17 protein-coding genes are annotated in these 16,888 nt (G+C 73.0%); 13 read left to right on the top strand and 4 right to left on the bottom strand.

What is annotated here, in order from left to right; genetic code table 11:
• Positions 1 to 38: 38 nt before the first annotated feature.
• Positions 39 to 1,283 carry an FAD-binding domain-containing protein gene (locus tag ABFT23_RS16240; protein ID WP_347896997.1) on the top strand — a complete coding sequence of 415 codons (1,245 nt, stop codon included), beginning with the start codon at positions 39 to 41 and terminating at the stop codon, positions 1,281 to 1,283.
• Positions 1,284 to 1,351: 68 nt separating this feature from the next.
• Complete coding sequence (locus ABFT23_RS16235; RefSeq protein ID WP_347896995.1) at positions 1,352 to 1,780, top strand: hypothetical protein; 429 nt, start codon at positions 1,352 to 1,354, stop codon at positions 1,778 to 1,780.
• Between the two features lie 2 nt (positions 1,781 to 1,782).
• Here ABFT23_RS16235 and ABFT23_RS16230 read toward each other — a convergent pair whose 3' ends face one another.
• Positions 1,783 to 2,133 (bottom strand): UBP-type zinc finger domain-containing protein, encoded by a 351-nt coding sequence (locus tag ABFT23_RS16230; RefSeq protein ID WP_347896993.1) that lies wholly within the window; start codon positions 2,131 to 2,133, stop codon positions 1,783 to 1,785.
• Positions 2,130 to 2,777: a Pr6Pr family membrane protein gene (locus ABFT23_RS16225; RefSeq protein ID WP_347896991.1), complete on the bottom strand. Its 648-nt coding sequence runs from the start codon at positions 2,775 to 2,777 to the stop codon at positions 2,130 to 2,132. Before ABFT23_RS16225 ends, ABFT23_RS16230 begins: the two co-directional genes overlap by 4 nt.
• A 23-nt stretch (positions 2,778 to 2,800) precedes the next feature.
• On the opposite strand from ABFT23_RS16225, the gene ABFT23_RS16220 reads away from it, so the two are divergent.
• From ABFT23_RS16220 to ilvC, 6 genes are all read left to right on the top strand, one after another.
• Positions 2,801 to 3,508, top strand: a complete 708-nt coding sequence (locus ABFT23_RS16220; RefSeq protein WP_347896989.1) for a GNAT family N-acetyltransferase — start codon at positions 2,801 to 2,803, stop codon at positions 3,506 to 3,508.
• Positions 3,509 to 3,535: 27 nt separating this feature from the next.
• Positions 3,536 to 3,952, top strand: coding sequence for a VOC family protein (locus ABFT23_RS16215; RefSeq protein ID WP_347896987.1), 417 nt, complete (start codon positions 3,536 to 3,538; stop codon positions 3,950 to 3,952).
• Positions 3,949 to 4,647: a 4a-hydroxytetrahydrobiopterin dehydratase gene (locus ABFT23_RS16210; protein WP_347896985.1), complete on the top strand. Its 699-nt coding sequence runs from the start codon at positions 3,949 to 3,951 to the stop codon at positions 4,645 to 4,647. The genes ABFT23_RS16215 and ABFT23_RS16210 overlap by 4 nt, the downstream gene beginning before the upstream one ends.
• A gap of 235 nt (positions 4,648 to 4,882) precedes the next feature.
• On the top strand, positions 4,883 to 6,625 hold the full coding sequence (locus ABFT23_RS16205; RefSeq protein ID WP_347896983.1) for an acetolactate synthase large subunit: 1,743 nt from the start codon (positions 4,883 to 4,885) through the stop codon (positions 6,623 to 6,625).
• 1 nt (position 6,626) lies between these two features.
• A complete protein-coding gene (ilvN, locus tag ABFT23_RS16200; protein ID WP_347896981.1) occupies positions 6,627 to 7,169 on the top strand; it encodes an acetolactate synthase small subunit in 543 nt (180 codons plus the stop codon).
• Positions 7,170 to 7,235: 66 nt separating this feature from the next.
• On the top strand, positions 7,236 to 8,261 hold the full coding sequence (gene ilvC / locus ABFT23_RS16195; protein WP_347896979.1) for a ketol-acid reductoisomerase: 1,026 nt from the start codon (positions 7,236 to 7,238) through the stop codon (positions 8,259 to 8,261).
• Between the two features lie 422 nt (positions 8,262 to 8,683).
• Here the strand turns inward: ilvC and ABFT23_RS16190 are convergent, their stop codons facing one another.
• On the bottom strand, positions 8,684 to 9,478 hold the full coding sequence (locus ABFT23_RS16190; RefSeq protein ID WP_347896972.1) for an ABC-2 transporter permease: 795 nt from the start codon (positions 9,476 to 9,478) through the stop codon (positions 8,684 to 8,686).
• A complete protein-coding gene (locus ABFT23_RS16185) occupies positions 9,475 to 10,371 on the bottom strand; it encodes an ABC transporter ATP-binding protein (protein ID WP_347896970.1) in 897 nt (298 codons plus the stop codon). The genes ABFT23_RS16190 and ABFT23_RS16185 overlap by 4 nt, the downstream gene beginning before the upstream one ends.
• A gap of 331 nt (positions 10,372 to 10,702) precedes the next feature.
• Here ABFT23_RS16185 and ABFT23_RS16180 point away from each other — a divergent pair, with 331 nt between their 5' ends.
• From ABFT23_RS16180 to ABFT23_RS16160, 5 genes are all read left to right on the top strand, one after another.
• Complete coding sequence (locus ABFT23_RS16180) at positions 10,703 to 12,838, top strand: acyltransferase family protein (RefSeq protein WP_347896968.1); 2,136 nt, start codon at positions 10,703 to 10,705, stop codon at positions 12,836 to 12,838.
• Positions 12,839 to 12,887: 49 nt separating this feature from the next.
• A complete protein-coding gene (gene efeU, locus ABFT23_RS16175; RefSeq protein ID WP_347896966.1) occupies positions 12,888 to 13,757 on the top strand; it encodes an iron uptake transporter permease EfeU in 870 nt (289 codons plus the stop codon).
• A gap of 41 nt (positions 13,758 to 13,798) precedes the next feature.
• Positions 13,799 to 14,971 (top strand): iron uptake system protein EfeO, encoded by a 1,173-nt coding sequence (gene efeO, locus ABFT23_RS16170; RefSeq protein WP_347896964.1) that lies wholly within the window; start codon positions 13,799 to 13,801, stop codon positions 14,969 to 14,971.
• 11 nt (positions 14,972 to 14,982) lie between these two features.
• On the top strand, positions 14,983 to 16,230 hold the full coding sequence (efeB, locus tag ABFT23_RS16165) for an iron uptake transporter deferrochelatase/peroxidase subunit (RefSeq protein WP_347896962.1): 1,248 nt from the start codon (positions 14,983 to 14,985) through the stop codon (positions 16,228 to 16,230).
• Between the two features lie 68 nt (positions 16,231 to 16,298).
• The gene (locus tag ABFT23_RS16160) at positions 16,299 to 16,754 is read left to right on the top strand and encodes a response regulator (RefSeq protein WP_347896960.1); all 456 of its coding nucleotides are present in this window, start codon (positions 16,299 to 16,301) and stop codon (positions 16,752 to 16,754) included.
• Positions 16,755 to 16,888 lie beyond the last annotated feature (134 nt).

The raw sequence follows: 16,888 nt of genomic DNA, 5'->3' as shown, positions 1-16,888 counted from the left end.
ACACCTTGGGGTGACGCGGCGGCTGCGACGCTGGAGCGGTGTCCGTGCTTCCGACGCCCCCGGCCCCCGGTGCCGGGGCCACGCCCGACGACGTCGTCGCGTGGGTGCGTGAGCACCTCGGCGACCTCGCCCGCGAGGGAGCCGACGGCCTGCGGCCCGGGCTGGTGCGTGGCGGGCAGACGGCCGCCGACGCCGCGCTGGCCGCGCTCGACGTCACCGGCTACGCCCGCTCGCGCAGCACCGTGCTGCCGGAGTCGCGGCGCGGCGCGACCCGGATGTCGCCCTACGTGCGCCACGGGCTCGTCACCCTGCCCGAGCTGTGGGACGCCGTCGCCGGGGCGCCGTCCCGCGATCGCGGCCGCTACCGCGACGAGCTGCTGTGGCAGGAGTACGCGCGCCACCTCTACGCCCGGGTCGGGCCCGACCTCGGCCGCTCGGTGCGCCGCGAGCAGCCCCGGCCCGAGCGGTGGCCCGAGCCGTTGCGCACCGACATGGCCTGCAACGCCTTCCTCGTCGAGTCCCTCACCGACGACGGGTGGCTGGTCAACCAGACCCGGATGTGGCTGGCGGCGCAGTGGTCGGTCCGCGCCGGCGCCGAGTGGCGCACCGGCGAGGACGCGATGTTCGCCCACCTGCTCGACGGCTCGCGCGCCGCCAACCGGCTCGGCTGGCAGTGGACGGTCGGCACCGGCAGCGGCAAGCCCTACGGCTTCAGCCGCTGGCAGGTCGAGAAGCGGGCGCCCGAGCTGTGCCGCGGCTGCGGGCTGCGCGACGCCTGCCCCATCCAGGACTGGCCCGAGGCCCCCGTCGGCCCGCCGGTCGCCGACGGCCCCGACCTCGGCCGCGGCCCCGTGCCGGGCGGGCCGGACGACCTCGAGCGCGCTGAGGTCGCGGACGGCGACGGGGCCGACGTCGTGTGGCTGACCGCGGAGTCCCTCGGCGCGTCCGACCCGGCCCTGGCGGCCGACCCCGACCGTCCTGCCGTGTTCGTCCTCGACGAGCCGCTGCTCGCCCGCCTGCGGCTCTCGGGCAAGCGACTGGTCTTCCTGGCCGAGTGCCTCGGCGACCTCGCGCTCGAGCGCGACCTCGAGGTGCGCCGCGGCGACGTCGTCGGCGAGCTCGCGGGCCGCCGGCTCGCCACGACCTACGCGCCGGTGCCCGGCTGGGCCCGCCGCCGCGCCCGCCTCGACGTCCGCGAGCTCCACCCGTGGCCCTGGCTGGTGCGGCCCCGCGAGTCGACCGTGCGCTCGTTCAGCGCCTGGCGCCGGACCGCCGGCCGCTGACCGGCGCCGAGACCTTCCTGAGCACGAGGACGGATGCCCGGGCGGGCGGCGCGGCCCAGGCTCGGTCCATGGACACCACGACACTCCGGGCGGCCGCCCGCCTCACCCTCGCCCGCCTCACCTCCGTCTGCCTCGTGCTCGCCCTCGCAGCGGCCGGCGCGTGGTTCGCGTGGCTCGGTTGGGACGACGAGTACTACCTGGTCGACGGCGTCGCCCAGGGCCCCTACCGCCCCTGGCAGGTCGTCGCGTGCGGCCTCACCGTCGTGCTGGCGGCGCTCGTCGCCCAGCGCTTCGCCCGCGGCGGCTCGGCCGTGCCGGCGCTCGCCGTCGCAGCCACCGTCGGCTTCGCCGTGCCGTGGTCGGTCGACGCGGCGTCGACCGACGACAGCGGGCTGTGGGTCGTCGGCCTGGTGATGCTCCTGGTCGGCAGCAGCGTCGGGCTCACGGTCGTGCTGGCGGTCGGCGAGGCCGTCGGCTCCCGCCGCAAGGCCTCCTGACGTCAGTGGATGTGCTGGCGCCAGTCGAGCGGCACGCGGCCCTTCGGGCCCGGGGCGGGCTGGTCGTCGGGGTGTGACGTCGGCGGGGCGAGCTCGAGACCCTCGGGCACGTCGGCGTCGGTGTCGGTGGCGAAGTCCCAGAACCACTCCTCGCCCGGCTCGAAGCTCTGCATGACCGGGTGGCCGGTCGCGCGGAAGTGCGCCGAGGCGTGCTGGGCGGGGGAGGAGTCGCAGCAGCCGATGTGACCGCACTGCGCGCAGCGGCGCAGGTGCACCCACCAGCCGCCGACGTCGTCGCAGTCGGCGCAGCCGGTGCCGCTGGGCGGGACGCTCGGGTCGATGCCGTCGCTCATGGGGTCGAGTCTGCCGTGGGTGGCAAGCGTCGGTCGAGGGCCACCAGGGCCGCGTCGACGACGACGAAGAGCGCGGTGATGCCGAGGCAGGCGAGCACCACCGCGCCGGCGCCGTCCTCGCGGTGGTCGAGGAACGGGTAGGGGTACCAGCCCGTGGCCGCCCCGACGAGCAGCGTGACCACGAGCCACGCCACCGGCCAGACCAGCACCAGGGCCGCCGTCCGCACGGCGGTGCGCGGGCGCGGGCCGAACAGCAGCCACCCGGCGACGGCGAGCAGCGGCACGACCAGGTGGAGCAGCTTGTCGGCGAGCCGGTCGGCGCCGTCGAGGTCGAGCAGGGGCCGCAGGAGCACGAAGTGGACGACGCCGGTGATGGTGATGCCCACCAGGGAGGCCAGGCGCAGCACGCGCCAGCCGGCGCCGTCGCGGGCGGGGTCGCGGGCCAGCTGCCAGGCCACGACCGCGACGAGCACGTTGCTCTGGATCGTGAAGTAGGCGACGAGGCGGGCCAGACGTACCGGAAGGTCCGGCGGCGAGGTCTCGTCGAGCACCCGGCCGCCCTGCAGCACCAGCACCAGCTGGAGCGCGAGCGTCGCGGTCACGACCACGGCGGTGACGAGGTGGAACTGACGCGCGACGGTCACGTCCCGAACCCTAGGGTCGGCACATGCCCGAGGAGAACGTGCACGGCCAGCCTGTCGGTGACCTCGTGCCGGCGTGGACGCCGCGCGCCTGGCCCACGCCGGTGCGCCTGGCCGGGCACCACGTCGCGCTCGAGCCCCTCGACGTCGTCCACGCCCCGGCCCTGCACCGCTCGTTGTGCGGGCCCGACGACCACGCGCTGTGGACCTACCGGCCCACCGAGCCGCCGGCCGACGTCCCCGCCATGGAGACCTTCGTCGCCGACCAGCTCGCGGTGCCCGGGGTCGAGACCTGGGCCGTCGTCCCGGTCGGTGGCCCGCTCGGTGGGGAGGCGGCCGGGATCATCTCGTTCATGCGCGTCGAGCCCGCCCACGGGCAGGTCGAGGTCGCCGGGGTGCTCTACGCGCGGCGCCTGCAGCGGACGCCGGCCACCACCGAGGCCACCCACCTGCTGATGCGCTGGGCCTTCGACGTGCTCGGCCACCGGCGGTTCGAGTGGAAGTGCGACAGCCTGAACGAGCCGTCGCGTCGGGCCGCCGCCCGGTTGGGCTTCACCCACGAGGGACGCTTCCGTCACCACCTGGTGACGAAGGGGCGCAACCGCGACACCGACTGGTTCTCGGTCACCGACGCGGAGTGGCCCGCCGTCCGCGCCGAGCACGAGCGCTGGCTCTCGCCGGCCAACTTCGCCGACGACGGCGCCCAACGCACGCCCCTGCGTGTGGTGACCTGACGGCCGAGGCGTGGCAGGGTCGGACCGATGGACCAGCGGATCAGCTTCGTCACCCTCGCGGTCACCGACCTCGAGGCCTCGCGGCGCTTCTACCTCGACGGTCTCGGCTGGACCGAGGACCTCTACGTCGAGGGCGACGTCTGCATGATCCAGGTCGGCGAGAGGCTGGTCTTCTCCCTGTGGCAGCGCGAGCACTTCGAGGCCGAGGTCGGCGTCGTCGCCGCCGGCCCGGGCGTCGCGCCGCTCACGCTCGCGCACAACGTGGCCACGCCCGCGGAGGTCGACGCCGTCCTCGCCCTGGCGCGGCGGGCCGGGGCCGAGACGGTCGGCGAGCCACAGGAGCGCGAGTGGGGCGGCTACACCGGCTACTTCGCCGACCCCGACGGCTTCCGCTGGGAGGTCGCCACCAACCCCGGAGAGATCGGACAGAAGGTGCTGCCATGAGTGACGAGACCGACGACCAGACGATCCTGAACGGCCACGACGTCGAGGCCGAGCTGCTCGCCGACTGGCGGCTGCTGTTCACCCGCCTGCACGCGCGCTTCGAGACCGGCAGCTTCGAGACCGGTGCGGCCCTCGTGGCCGAGATCGCCGCACTCGCCGACGCCGCGAACCACCACCCCGACGTCGACCTCACCTACCCGCGCGTCGACGTCCGGCTCAGCAGCCACGACGTCGGCGGCGTCACCCAGCGCGACGTCCGGCTCGCCCGCGAGATCAGCGACGCCGCCGGGCGCCTCGGCGCTACCGCCCGGCCGGGGGAGGTGAGCGTCGTCGAGCTCGGCCTCGACACCTGGGACTTCGACGAGGTCAAGCCGTTCTGGGCGGCCCTGCTCGGCTACGAGGGCAACGCGCAGCACGACGGCGAGCTCAACGACCCCGACGGCACGATGCCGAGCATCTGGGCGCAGGAGACCGAGCGCCACGACACCCCGCGACAGCGCTGGCACCTCGACCTGCGCGTGCCGCCCGAGACGGCCGAGGCCCGCATCGCGAAGGCGCTCGAGGCCGGCGGCACCCTGGTCAGCGACGAGCGCGCCCCGGCGTTCTGGGTGCTCTCCGACGCACAGGGCAACCTGGCCTGCATCACCACGTGGCTCGGGCGCACCGAGAAGCCCGCTGACCAGGACGCCACCTGACCGGATGATGGGACGCGAGTCCCACGATGCGAGACCGTGCAAGACTCGGGTGCGGCCTCGAGGGGCCGCGCGCTACGGTGGCGTCATGCGTGGAAACCTTCTCGTACGCGTACGACGCGCCAGCTGCTGACGTCACCCACCCGACCCAGCGACAGCGCGTCACCCCTCGAAGCCACCGGGCCGAGGGGTTTTTTGTTGCCCCAGACCTGCACCACCCGAACCACCGAGGAACACGATGAGCGAAGAGATCACCGGCGCGCAGAGCCTGGTCAAGTCCCTGGAGGCGGCCGGCACGGAGACGATCTTCGGGATCCCGGGCGGCGCGATCCTGCCGGCCTACGACCCGCTGATGGACTCCTCGATCCGGCACATCCTCGTCCGCCACGAGCAGGGCGCCGGCCACGCCGCCCAGGGCTTCGCAGCGGCGTCCGGCCGGGTCGGCGTGTGCATGGCGACGTCGGGCCCCGGCGCGACCAACCTGGTCACGCCGCTCGCCGACGCGCACATGGACTCCGTGCCGATGGTCGCCGTCACCGGCCAGGTCGGCGCCGCGATGATCGGCACCGACGCCTTCCAGGAGGCCGACATCCGCGGCATCACGATGCCGATCACCAAGCACAACTTCCTCGTCACCGATCCCGCCGACATCCCGCGCACGGTCGCCGAGGCCTTCCACATCGCCTCGACCGGCCGCCCCGGCCCGGTGCTCGTCGATGTCGCCAAGTCGGCCCTGCAGGCGACCACCACCTTCGACTGGCCCTCCGAGATCGTGCTCCCCGGCTACCGGCCCGTGACCCGCCCGCACGCCAAGCAGATCCGCGAGGCCACCCGGCTGGTGCTCGAGTCGCGCAAGCCCGTCCTCTACGTGGGCGGCGGCACCATCCGCGCCCGCGCCTCGCGCGAGCTGCTCGCCTTCGCCGAGCTGACCGGCATCCCGGTCGTGACCACCTTGATGGCGCGCGGAGCCTTCCCCGACAGCCACGTGCAGCACCTCGGCATGCCGGGCATGCACGGCACCGTGGCCGCGGTCGCCGCGCTGCAGAAGAGCGACCTCATCATCAGCCTCGGCGCCCGTTTCGACGACCGCGTCACCGGCAACCTCGACTCGTTCGCGCCCGGCGCCAAGGTCATCCACGCCGACATCGACCCGGCCGAGATCGGCAAGAACCGCCACGCCGACGTGCCGATCGTCGGCGACGTCCGCGAGGTGCTCGTCGAGCTCACCGCCGCCGTCCGCGCCGAGGCGGCCGAGGGCCGCACCGGCGACTACGAGGGCTGGGTCGCCTTCGTCGCCGGCATCAAGAAGACCTACCCGCTCGGCTACGACAAGCCGGTCGACGACGCCCTCGCCCCGCAGTACGTGCTCGAGCGGCTCGGCGCGATCTCGGGCCCCGAGACGATCATCGCCGCGGGCGTCGGCCAGCACCAGATGTGGGCCGCGCAGTTCATCGGCTACGAGAACCCGAACACCTGGATCAACTCCGGCGGTCTCGGCACCATGGGCTACGCCGTCCCGGCGGCCATGGGCGCCAAGGTCGGCATGCCCGACTCCGTCGTGTGGGCCGTCGACGGCGACGGGTGCTTCCAGATGACCAACCAGGAGCTCGCCACCTGCGCGATCAACGACATCCCGATCAAGGTCGCGATCATCAACAACGAGTCGCTCGGCATGGTGCGCCAGTGGCAGACGCTGTTCTACAACGAGCGCTACTCCAACACCGACCTGCACTCCAAGCGCATCCCCGACTTCGTCAAGCTCGCCGACGCCTACGGGTGCGTGGGCCTGGCCTGCGAGCGGCCCGAGGACGTCGACGCCACCATCGAGAAGGCCATGGGCATCAACGACGTGCCGGTCGTCGTCGACTTCCGGGTGCACCGCGACGCCATGGTCTGGCCGATGGTCGCCGCCGGCACCAGCAACGACGAGATCAAGTACGCGCGCGACCTCGCGCCCCAGTTCGACAAGGACGACGTCTGAGATGACCACCCACACCCTGAGCGTCCTGGTCGAGAACAAGCCCGGCGTCCTGGCCCGCATCGCCGGGCTGTTCAGCCGTCGTGGCTTCAACATCGACTCCCTGGCGGTCGGCCCGACCGAGCACCCCGAGATCTCGCGGATGACGATCGTCGTCGCCGTCGAGGGCTCGCCGCTCGAGCAGGTCACCAAGCAGCTCAACAAGCTCGTCGAGGTGATCAAGATCGTCGAGCTCGACCCGACTTCGTCGGTCAACCGCGAGCTGATCCTGGTCAAGGTCGGCGCCTCGGTCGAGACCCGCGGCTCGGTGCTCGAGATCGTGCAGCTCTTCCGGGCCAAGGTCATCGACATCGCCCCCGACGCGATCACGATGCAGATCACCGGCAACCGCGGCAAGATCGCCGACTTCCTCACCATGCTCGAGCCCTACGGCATCCGCGAGCTCGTGCAGTCCGGCCAGGTCGCCATCGGCCGCGGCTCCCGTTCCATCTCCGAGCGCAGCCTGCGCCCGGTCGCCGTTCCCGTCGCGCCCGCCCACGCGGGCTGACGCCGTTCCCCCGGCGGTCGAGCCTGTCGAGGCCGCCGGAAACCAACCCCAGAAGGAGAAGCCCTCGTGGCTGAGATCTACTACGACGACGACGCCGACCTGTCCCTGATCCAGGGCAAGAACGTGGCGGTCATCGGCTACGGCTCGCAGGGCCACGCCCACGCGCTCAACCTGCGCGACTCCGGCGTCGACGTCCGCGTCGGCCTGGCCGAGGGCTCGAAGAGCAAGGCCAAGGCCGAGGAGGCCGGCCTCACCGTCAAGACGGTCGCCGAGGCCGTCGAGGAGGCCGACGTCGTCGTCATCCTCACCCCCGACCAGGTGCAGCGCCACGTCTACGCCGAGTCGATCGAGCCGCACCTCGCCGAGGGCGACACCCTCGTGTTCGGCCACGGCTTCAACATCCGCTTCGGCTACATCCAGGCCCCGGCCGGCGTCGACGTCATCCTCGTCGCGCCGAAGGCCCCCGGCCACACCGTGCGTCGCGAGTTCGAGGCCGGCCGCGGCATCCCGGACATCATCGCCGTCGAGCAGGACGCCAGCGGCACCGCCTGGGACCTCGCGAAGTCCTACGCCAAGGGCATCGGCGGCACCCGCGCCGGCGTCATCAAGACCACCTTCACCGAGGAGACCGAGACCGACCTGTTCGGCGAGCAGGCCGTGCTCTGCGGCGGCATGTCGCACCTCGTGCAGACCGGCTTCGAGGTCCTCACCGAGGCCGGCTACCAGCCCGAGATCGCCTACTTCGAGGTGCTGCACGAGCTCAAGCTCATCGTCGACCTCATGTGGGAGGGCGGCATCGCCAAGCAGCGCTGGTCGATCTCCGACACGGCCGAGTACGGCGACTACGTCTCCGGCCCGCGCGTCGTCGACGCCAAGGTCAAGGAGTCGATGCAGGGCATCCTCTCCGACATCCAGGACGGCACCTTCGCCAAGCGCTTCATCGCCGACCAGGACGCCGGCGCCCCCGAGTTCACCGAGCTCCGCGACAAGGAGGCCGGCCACTCGATCGAGGCCACCGGCAAGGCGCTGCGCGCCCACTTCTCGTGGCAGACCGGCGACAAGGACTACACCGAGGGTTCGGCCGCGCGGTGAGACCGCAGGCACTCCGCGAGGAACGAGCGGAGTGCCGTGGCGGGCGAAGGTCGAGCAAGCGACACGGGTGAGGAACGAACCCGTGCGAGCGCGTCGAGACCCCCGTAACCGATCTCACGGACGCACCGGTGACAGAGGCCCCGTACGAGCACCTGCTCGTGCGGGGCCTTTCGTCGTTGAGCCGGGTGGCGTCTCGTTGGTCGAGCCGCCCGGGGCGCGCTGGCGCGCCGGGCGAGTCGAGACCCCCGCAGCCGATCTCTCACCCTGGACCACGGACGGCCCGCCGTCGTCGGTGGCGTCCCCGGGACCGGCTGCGGTGGTCTCGACGCGCTTCGCGACCTCGTTCCTCGGTCGCTGCGCCTGCTCGACCTGCGCCCGCGACGGCCCCCGGCTCGTTCCTCGCCGAGGGCCTGCGGGCTTGCTCACTTCACCTCGGAGCGCATGACGAGGCGCAGCCCGATCGCGAGGGGGACGACGAGCCACACGAACCCGGTCACCCCGAGCTGGGCCCACTGCTCGAGCGACGGGGCGCCGGCGAAGAGGTTGCCCTGCGCGTAGTTGAAGTCGACCCACGGCTGCAGGTCGGCGAACCACTCCTGGGCCGCGGCGAGCGCGGAGGTGATGCCGACCAGCACGAAGCCGTAGACGAAGTAGCCGACGATGGCCGCGGCCGAGCTGCGCAGCACGATGCCGAGCATGAAGCCGATCAGCAGGCCCAGGACGTTGCCCAGCATGATCGAGCCGAGGTCGGCGGCGCTGACGTTCCAGACCGTGTCGACGCCGGCGATCGCCGAGCCGACCACGTTGCCGAGCGCACCGACGCCGGCGGCCAGCAGCATCGAGACGACGCCGATGCCGATCGAGCAGACCAGCTTCGCCCCGATCACCCGGCCGCGACCGGGCACGAACGTGAAGGTCGTCAGCCCGGTGCGCTGGCTCCACTCGCTCGTCACCGACAGCACGGCGACGACGGGCAGCAGCACCGCCATCGGGATCCCGATCGCCGCGGCGAAGGTGTCGTAGGTCAGGTCGTCGTCCGAGGCGAACAGGACGACGGCCGCGGTCGCCAGCACGGCGAGGATGCCGATGCTCGACATCAGCCAGAACCCGGAGCGGGTGTCGAACATCTTGCGCAGCTCGACCGACACGATCCGCGAGAACGGGATCGGGGCGAACGTCGGGCGGCTCGTCTCGGGGGTCAGGGTCGCGTTGCTCATGCGGCCACTCCTTCACGCTGGGTGGTGGCGGTGAGCTCGAGGAACATCTCCTCGAGGCCCGCGCCCTCGGCGGGGCGCAGCTCGTACAGGGGGACGCCGGCGGTGTGGGCCACCTTGCCGACCACCTCGGCGTCGGCGTCGGCGCGGAAGCCGCCGTCGAGCGGGCTGAACGACAGGCCCGACTCGGTGAGCGCCCGCGACAGGGCGTCGAGGTCGCGGGCCCGCACGAGGGTGCCGGAGCCGGCGAGCAGCTCGGCCTTGGTGCCCGAGGCGACGATGCGGCCGTTGCCGATGACGACGAGGTCGTCGGCGACCACCTCGATCTCGTGCAGCAGGTGCGAGGACAGCAGCACCGTGCCGCCGGCGTTGGCGTAGTCGCGCAGCAGGTCGCGCATCCAGCGGATGCCGGCCGGGTCGAGGCCGTTGGCCGGCTCGTCGAGGACCAGCGACGCGGGGTCGCCGATCAGCGCGACGGCGATGCCGAGGCGCTGCCGCATGCCGAGCGAGTAGTGACGCACCCGCCGCTCGGCCTCGGACGGCGTCAGGCTGACCCGCTCGAGCATCGCGTCGACGCTCGAGGCCGGCAGCCCGAGCGTGCGCTGGGCCAGGGTGAGGATCTCGCGGCCCGTGCGCCCGGCGTGCTGCGCCGACGCGTCGAGCAGGACGCCGACCTCGCGGCCGGGGTTGGGCAGGTCGGCGAAGCGTCGTCCGCCGATCGTGGCGGTGCCGCTGGTCGCGGGCGTGAGCCCGACCAGGACGCGCATGGTGGTGGACTTGCCGGCCCCGTTGGGACCGAGGAAGCCGGTGACCCGGCCTGCGGCGGCGGTGAACGACACGTCGTCGACGGCCGTGAAGGACCCGTAGGTCCGGGTGAGGTGCTGGACGGTGATCATGGCCCGGAGCCTGTCGTGACGGACGGGTCGGCCACATCGGGGAGAGTGCTGACCCGGACCCCGGCGTCCGACCCCGAGACGTCTCAGGGTCGCCCCGGGACGTTGGTCGAGGTGCGACGAGCCCTGCGAGGAGCCTCGAGGCCTCCTGGCCGTGGTCGGTCCGGGTGTGGTGGGTGGGTGATCTCGAGGCTCGCTTCGCTCGCACCTCGATCAGCGCCGTCGTCTCGCTGCGCTCGCACCTCGATCGCCGTGGGGGCGGCGTGCCTGCCCGATCGACCGCGGCGCGCCTCGTAGCCTGAGGTCGGTCAGTTCAGTGGGAGCGGGGAGCACGATGTCGGAGCGGTCGGGCAAGCCCGACCGTCCGCGCTACCGCGGCGACGTGCAGGGCCTGCGGGCCGTCGCCGTGCTCGCCGTGGTCGCCGGCCACTACGGGCTGCCCGGGCTGCCGGGCGGGTTCCTTGGGGTCGACGTCTTCCTCGTTGTGTCGGGCTTCCTCATCACCCAGCTCGTCGTGGGCGAGGCACGCCGCACCGGGCGGGTCTCGATCGGCGGCTTCTACGCCCGCCGCGCGCGCCGGATCCTGCCGGCGTCGACGCTCGTGCTCGTCGTCACGGTCGCCCTGGCCTCGATGCTGCTCGGTGCCGCCGAGTCGCTCGAGGTGGTCCGCGACGCCGGGTGGGCGGCCCTGTTCGCCGCCAACGTCCGCTTCGCCCAGGTCGGCGCCGACTACTTCAGCCGCGACCAGCTGACCTCCCCGCTGCAGCACTACTGGTCGCTGGCGGTCGAGGAGCAGTTCTACGTCGTCTGGCCGCTGCTGGTGCTGCTCTGCGTCGGGTTCCTCGGACGCCGTCGTGCCCGCGACCGGCCCAGCCTGGTGCCGCTGCTGGTCGTGCTGCTCGGCCTCGTCGCGGCCTCGTTCGCCCACGCCGTCCACCTCTCGCGCACCGAGCCGCTGCTGGCCTACTTCTCCGCGACGACGCGGGCGTGGGAGCTCGGGGTCGGTGCCCTCGTCGCGCTCGTCGGCGCCCGCGTCGCGGCGCCGCTGTCGCCGCGCGCTCGAGGACTCCTCGCGCTCACCGGGGTGGTGGGCATCGGGCTCGTGGTCACCACGTTCCACCACGGCACGCAGGCGCGGGCCGAGCTGGTCGCCGTCCCGGTGCTGGCGACGGCCATGGTGCTGCTCGCCGGCGTCGGCCACGAGCACGAGCCGGTCGGCGTGCAGCGCCTGCTCGGCGTGCGGCCGATGCGGGCCATCGGTGACTGGTCGTTCTCGCTCTACCTGTGGCACTGGCCGCTGCTGGTGATCCTCGAGGCCCGCTACGGCGAGGCCTCGCCCCTCGCGCGGCTCGACCTCGCCCTCATCGTGCTCGCGCTCGCCGCGGTGACCTACCGCTTCGTCGAGCAGCCGTGGCGCAGCGCCGTCCGGTTCCCGCGGCCACGTGCCCTCGCGCTCTACCCCGCCTCGGTCGGGGTGCTCGCCCTGACCTGTGCCATCGGGTGGTCCTACGCCCACGCCCGGGTGGCGACCTACGGCGAGGGCCCGGCGGTCACGCTGGCCGAGTCGGGGGTCACCGACGACCCCGAGGTCGACATCAGCCCCGATCCGATCGTCGCCCTCGTGCAGGCCTCGGTCTACGCCGGCGAGCAGGGCCGGCCGGTGCCGGCCGACCTGCGACCCGGCCGGCTCGAGCTGCCCGACTCGATCGCCGGGGTGGGGGAGTGCGACTACAGCCCGGCCGGCGTCCGCGAGCTCTGCGCCCGCGGCGACACCGACGCCGACCGCACGATCGTCGTCATCGGCGACTCCCACGCCCGGATGTGGATCACGGCCTTCGAGAAGATCGCGACCCGCGCCGGCTACCGGACCTACTACCTGGTCAAGCCCGAGTGCACCGCGGCGTCGGTCACGGTGTCCGCGCCGGTGACCGGTGGTCCGTGGGACGACTGCGACGACTTCCGCGAGTGGGCCTTCGACCAGGTCGCCGAGCTCGACCCGGCGATGACCGTGCTCGCGAGCACCGGTCCCGACGACACGGTGTTCACCGGGGCCGACGGCGCCGGCGAGGTCGGCGTCGACGACCCACGCCGGGCCGACGTGCTCGAGCAGGCGTGGACGACGACCTTCGCCCGGCTCGCGCCGCACACCGACGACCTCCGACTCATCCGCGACGTGCCCCGGGCCGGGTTCGTGCTCGGCACCTGCCTGACCCGCGACGACCCCGACCTCGGAGACTGCCTGTTCACGCCCGAGCCCGACCACGAGGCCGACGCCGACGCCTCCGAGCGCGCGGCGTGGCGGTCGGGCGTCGCCGTCGTCGACCCGCGGCCGTGGCTGTGCTGGCGCGGCCGGTGCGCGGCGGTGATCGGCGACGTCATTCCCTACCTCGACGGCAGCCACCTGACCTCGACCTACTCCGGCGAGCTCGGCGAGTCGCTCGGACGCCGCCTCGGCCTCTGGCAGGCGTGACGCGCTTCACGTTAGGTAAGCCTCAGCAACAGGCGTACGATCGGCGCTTGTGTTCAGCAACTACCTGATCGGCCTGCGCGAGGGGCTGGAGGCGGCCCTGGTGGTCACCATCCTGGTCGCCTACCTCGTCAAGACCGGTCGACGTGAGCTGGTGCCGCGCATCTGGGCCGGGGTGGGCGTCGCGGTCGCGGTGAGCCTCGCGTTCGGCGCCGCACTCACCTACGGACCTCGCGGGCTGAGCTTCGAGGCCCAGGAGCTCATCGGCGGCAGCCTGTCCATCGTCGCGGTCGGCTTCGTGACCTGGATGATCTTCTGGATGGCGCGCGCCGCGCGCAGCATCAGCGGCGAGCTGCGCGGCCAGATCGACGCCGCCGCCGAGGGCAGTCGCTGGTCGCTGGTCGTCGTCGCCATGCTCGCCGTCGGCCGCGAGGGCCTCGAGACCGCGCTCTTCCTGTGGGCCGCGACCCAGGCCGGCACGCGCGAGGCCGTCGGCAGCATCACCCCGACCTGGCAGCCGCTGCTCGGCGCCGGTCTCGGCCTGCTCACGGCCGTCGTCGTCGGCGTGCTGCTCTACCACGGCGCCGTGCGCATCAACCTCACGGCGTTCTTCACCTACACCGGCGGGTTCTTGATCATCGTGGCTGCCGGCGTGCTGGCCTACGGCGTCCACGACCTGCAGGAGGCCGGCGTCCTGCCCGGCCTCGGCAACCTCGCCTTCGACGTCTCCGACACGATCGAGCCGACGTCCTGGTACGGCACCGTGCTCAAGGGCGTCTTCAACTTCTCACCGGCGACGACCTGGCTGGAGGCCGCCGCCTGGGTGCTCTACGCCGTGCCCGTCATGACCTTGTTCGTGCTCGGCGTCCGCCGCCGCAAGGCCGCCTCCGCTCCCGCTGCCGCGCCCGTCTCGGCGCGCTGACCCGACCGATCTCGTCCGAGATCTCGAACCGAAGGACCCTCGTGCGCAAGACCCTGCTCGTGGCCGGCCTGGTGCTGGCCGCCCCCGTCCTCGCCGCCTGCACCGACAACACCGCCGGCGCCGACGGCGGCAGCGGTGGCGACGCCCGCTCGTTCACCGTGTCCGCCTCCGACGACGCCTGTGAGGTCTCGGGGACCACCGCCCCGGCCGGCGCCCTCACGTTCGAGGTCACCAACACCGGCTCGGAGGTCACCGAGTTCTACGTGCTCGGCTCCGACGGCCTGCGCATCCTCGGCGAGGTCGAGAACATCGGCCCCGGCATCTCCCGCTCGCTCACGGTCAAGGCCCCCGAGGGCGACTACGTCACCGCCTGCAAGCCCGGCATGAAGGGCGACGGCATCCGCGCCGCCTTCAGCGTCACGGCGTCCGACGACGGCCAGGAGGAGCTCAGCGCCTCCGACCAGCAGCTCGTCGACGAGGCGCTCGCCGGCTACCGCCTCTACGTGCGCGACCAGTCGGCCCAGCTGCTCGAGAAGACCGCCGAGTTCGTCGAGCTCTACAAGGCCGGCGACCAGGACGATGCCGCGCGGGCGCTCTACCCGGTCGCACGCCAGCACTGGGAGCGCATCGAGACGGTGGCCGAGTCGTTCGGCGACCTCGACCCGAAGATGGACCTCCGCGAGGCCGACCTCGAGCCCGGCCAGGAGTGGACCGGCTGGCACCGCATCGAGAAGGACCTCTGGCCGGCCCGCGCCGAGAAGTACCGGGCCATGACGCCGGCCCAGCGCGCGCAGTACGCCGACGACCTGCTCGCCAACACCCAGACGCTCGACACCGAGATCCAGCAGCTCGACTACACCATCGACCAGGTCGCCAACGGCTCGCGCGGCCTGCTCGAGGAGGTCGCCAAGGGCAAGGTCACCGGCGAGGAGGAGTACTGGTCGCGCACCGACCTCTACGACTTCCAGGCCAACGTCGACGGCGCCCGCGTCGGCTACGAGGGCGTGCAGCCCATCGTGGAGAAGAACGACCCCGACCTCGCCGCCACGCTCACCTCCCGGTTCGCCGAGCTGCAGACCCTGCTCGACGCGCAGCGGGTCGGCGACGGCTTCAAGACCTACGACCAGCTGACCCCCGCCGAGGTCAAGGCCCTCTCCGACGCCGTCAACGCGCTGTCCGACCCGCTCGGGCGGCTCACCGCCGCGGTCGTCTGAGGCAGGCCGGCATGGCAGCGCGGATCTCCCGACGTGGGCTCCTCGGCGGTGGCGTGGCCGCCGCCGGGGTGGCCGGTGCGTTCGGCGTCGGCCACGCCACGGCCGGAGCCGAGGGCGCCGACGGCGCCGCCGGTCCGGCGTCCTACGCCTTTCGCGGCGCCCACCAGGCCGGCATCGTCACCCCGGCCCAGGACCGGCTCCACTTCGCGGCCTTCGACGTCACCACCACCGACCGCGCCGAGCTGGTCTCGCTCCTCCAGGACTGGACGGCGGCCGCCGAGCGCCTCACCCGGGGCGAGGCGGCCGGCGAGGTCGGCCCGGTCGAGGGCGACCCCGCGCTGCCGCCCGACGACACCGGCGAGGCGATGGGGCTGCCGCCGTCGCGGCTGACGATCACCGTCGGGTTCGGCCCGTCGCTCTTCGACGACCGGTTCGGGCTCGCCGGTCGGCGTCCGGCCTCGCTGCAGCGGCTGCCGCACTTCCCGGCCGACGTCCTCGACCCGGCGATCAGCGACGGCGACCTGTGCATCCAGGCCTGCGCCGACGACCCGCAGGTCGCCGTGCACGCCGTGCGCAACCTGGCCCGCATCGCCGTCGGCCGGGCCACCGTCCGGTGGTCGCAGCTGGGGTTCGGGCGCACGTCGTCGACCTCGACGACGCAGGCGACCCCGCGCAACCTGTTCGGCTTCAAGGACGGCACCGCCAACCTCAAGGCCGAGGAGGCCTCGGAGGTCGACACCCACGTGTGGGTCGGGGCCGACGACGACGCCGCCGGGGCGTGGCTGGCCGGCGGGTCCTACCTGTGCGCGCGCCGCATCAGCATGACCATCGAGCTCTGGGACCGCCAGCCGCTCGCCGACCAGGAGCTCTTCGTCGGGCGGACCAAGGGCGAGGGCGCACCCCTCGGCGCGAGCGGCGAGTTCGACACCCCCGACTTCGAGGCGGTCACCGGCACGGCCCCGACCATCCCCGTCGACGCGCACGGGCGCGTCGTCCACCCTGACTCGTTCGGCGGGGCCCGGATGCTGCGGCGCGGCTACAACTTCGTCGACGGCTCCACCCCGCTCGGCAGCCTCGACGCCGGACTGTTCTTCATCGCCTACGTGCGCGACCCGGCCACCCACTTCATCCCGGTGCAGAACGCGATGGCCAAGGCCGACGCGCTCATGGAGTACCTCAAGGTCACCGGGTCGGCGCTGTTCGCCGTCCCGCCCGGCATCGGCGAGGGCGAGTTCGTCGGACAGGCGCTGTTCTCCTGACAGATCCGAGATCCGGTGGCACCCTGCTGCGGGAGCGGCTCAGGGGAGGGCCGCAAGGGGAGAGCACGATGGCACGGATCCTGGTGGCCGACGACGACCCGGACATGCAGCTCGTGCTGCAGGTCGCGCTGGAGTCCGAGGGGCACACGGTGGCGCTCGCGAGCAACGGCACGGCCGCGCTCGAGATCTGCCTGCACGGCGAGATCGACCTCGCGCTGCTCGACGTCACGATGCCGGGCCTCAAGGGCCACGAGGTCGTCTCGCGGGTGCGCGCGGACGCCCAGCGCCAGGGCCTGCCAATCCTCCTCGTCTCGGCCAACTCGCTGCTCGAGGACGTCGACCTCGGTCTCGCGGCCGGCGCCGACGACTACCTGACCAAGCCGTTCAACACCTTCGAGCTCAAGCGCCGGGTCGAGCGCATGGTGTGGCTGACCCAGGACCTCGAGAAGCCCGACGACCGCGGCCGCATCCGCCGCACCGCCCAGGAGACCCTCGCCCGGCTCATGCCTTCGAAGCGGGACTAGCAGCGCGGACGGCGCTCGCGCCGGCCCGCGCTGCTGATGGTGGTCGAGCGAGCGGTCGGCGGGGGCGAGGTTGCTCGCACCCCGGCGAACCCGCGTGTCGAGACCCTCCGCAGCCGATCTCTCGACCGGGCCAG

The sequence above is a fragment of the Nocardioides secundeburneus genome, assembly GCF_039939255.1.
Classification (GTDB): Bacteria; Actinomycetota; Actinomycetes; order Propionibacteriales; family Nocardioidaceae; genus Nocardioides.
Note: the sequence above shows the minus strand (reverse complement) of the source record. Positions and strands in the feature narration are given on the sequence as shown.

Coding starts and splice junctions, on each gene's coding strand:
- ABFT23_RS16230 (WP_347896993.1), bottom strand. CDS start 2,133: ATGAGCGACGGCATCGACCCGAGCGTCCCGCCCAGCGGCACCGGCTGC.
- ilvN (WP_347896981.1), top strand. CDS start 6,627: ATGACCACCCACACCCTGAGCGTCCTGGTCGAGAACAAGCCCGGCGTC.
- ABFT23_RS16210 (WP_347896985.1), top strand. CDS start 3,949: ATGAGTGACGAGACCGACGACCAGACGATCCTGAACGGCCACGACGTC.
- ABFT23_RS16185 (WP_347896970.1), bottom strand. CDS start 10,371: ATGATCACCGTCCAGCACCTCACCCGGACCTACGGGTCCTTCACGGCC.
- ABFT23_RS16205 (WP_347896983.1), top strand. CDS start 4,883: ATGAGCGAAGAGATCACCGGCGCGCAGAGCCTGGTCAAGTCCCTGGAG.
- efeB (WP_347896962.1), top strand. CDS start 14,983: ATGGCAGCGCGGATCTCCCGACGTGGGCTCCTCGGCGGTGGCGTGGCC.
- ABFT23_RS16235 (WP_347896995.1), top strand. CDS start 1,352: ATGGACACCACGACACTCCGGGCGGCCGCCCGCCTCACCCTCGCCCGC.
- ABFT23_RS16220 (WP_347896989.1), top strand. CDS start 2,801: ATGCCCGAGGAGAACGTGCACGGCCAGCCTGTCGGTGACCTCGTGCCG.
- ABFT23_RS16160 (WP_347896960.1), top strand. CDS start 16,299: ATGGCACGGATCCTGGTGGCCGACGACGACCCGGACATGCAGCTCGTG.
- ABFT23_RS16190 (WP_347896972.1), bottom strand. CDS start 9,478: ATGAGCAACGCGACCCTGACCCCCGAGACGAGCCGCCCGACGTTCGCC.
- ABFT23_RS16180 (WP_347896968.1), top strand. CDS start 10,703: ATGTCGGAGCGGTCGGGCAAGCCCGACCGTCCGCGCTACCGCGGCGAC.
- ABFT23_RS16215 (WP_347896987.1), top strand. CDS start 3,536: ATGGACCAGCGGATCAGCTTCGTCACCCTCGCGGTCACCGACCTCGAG.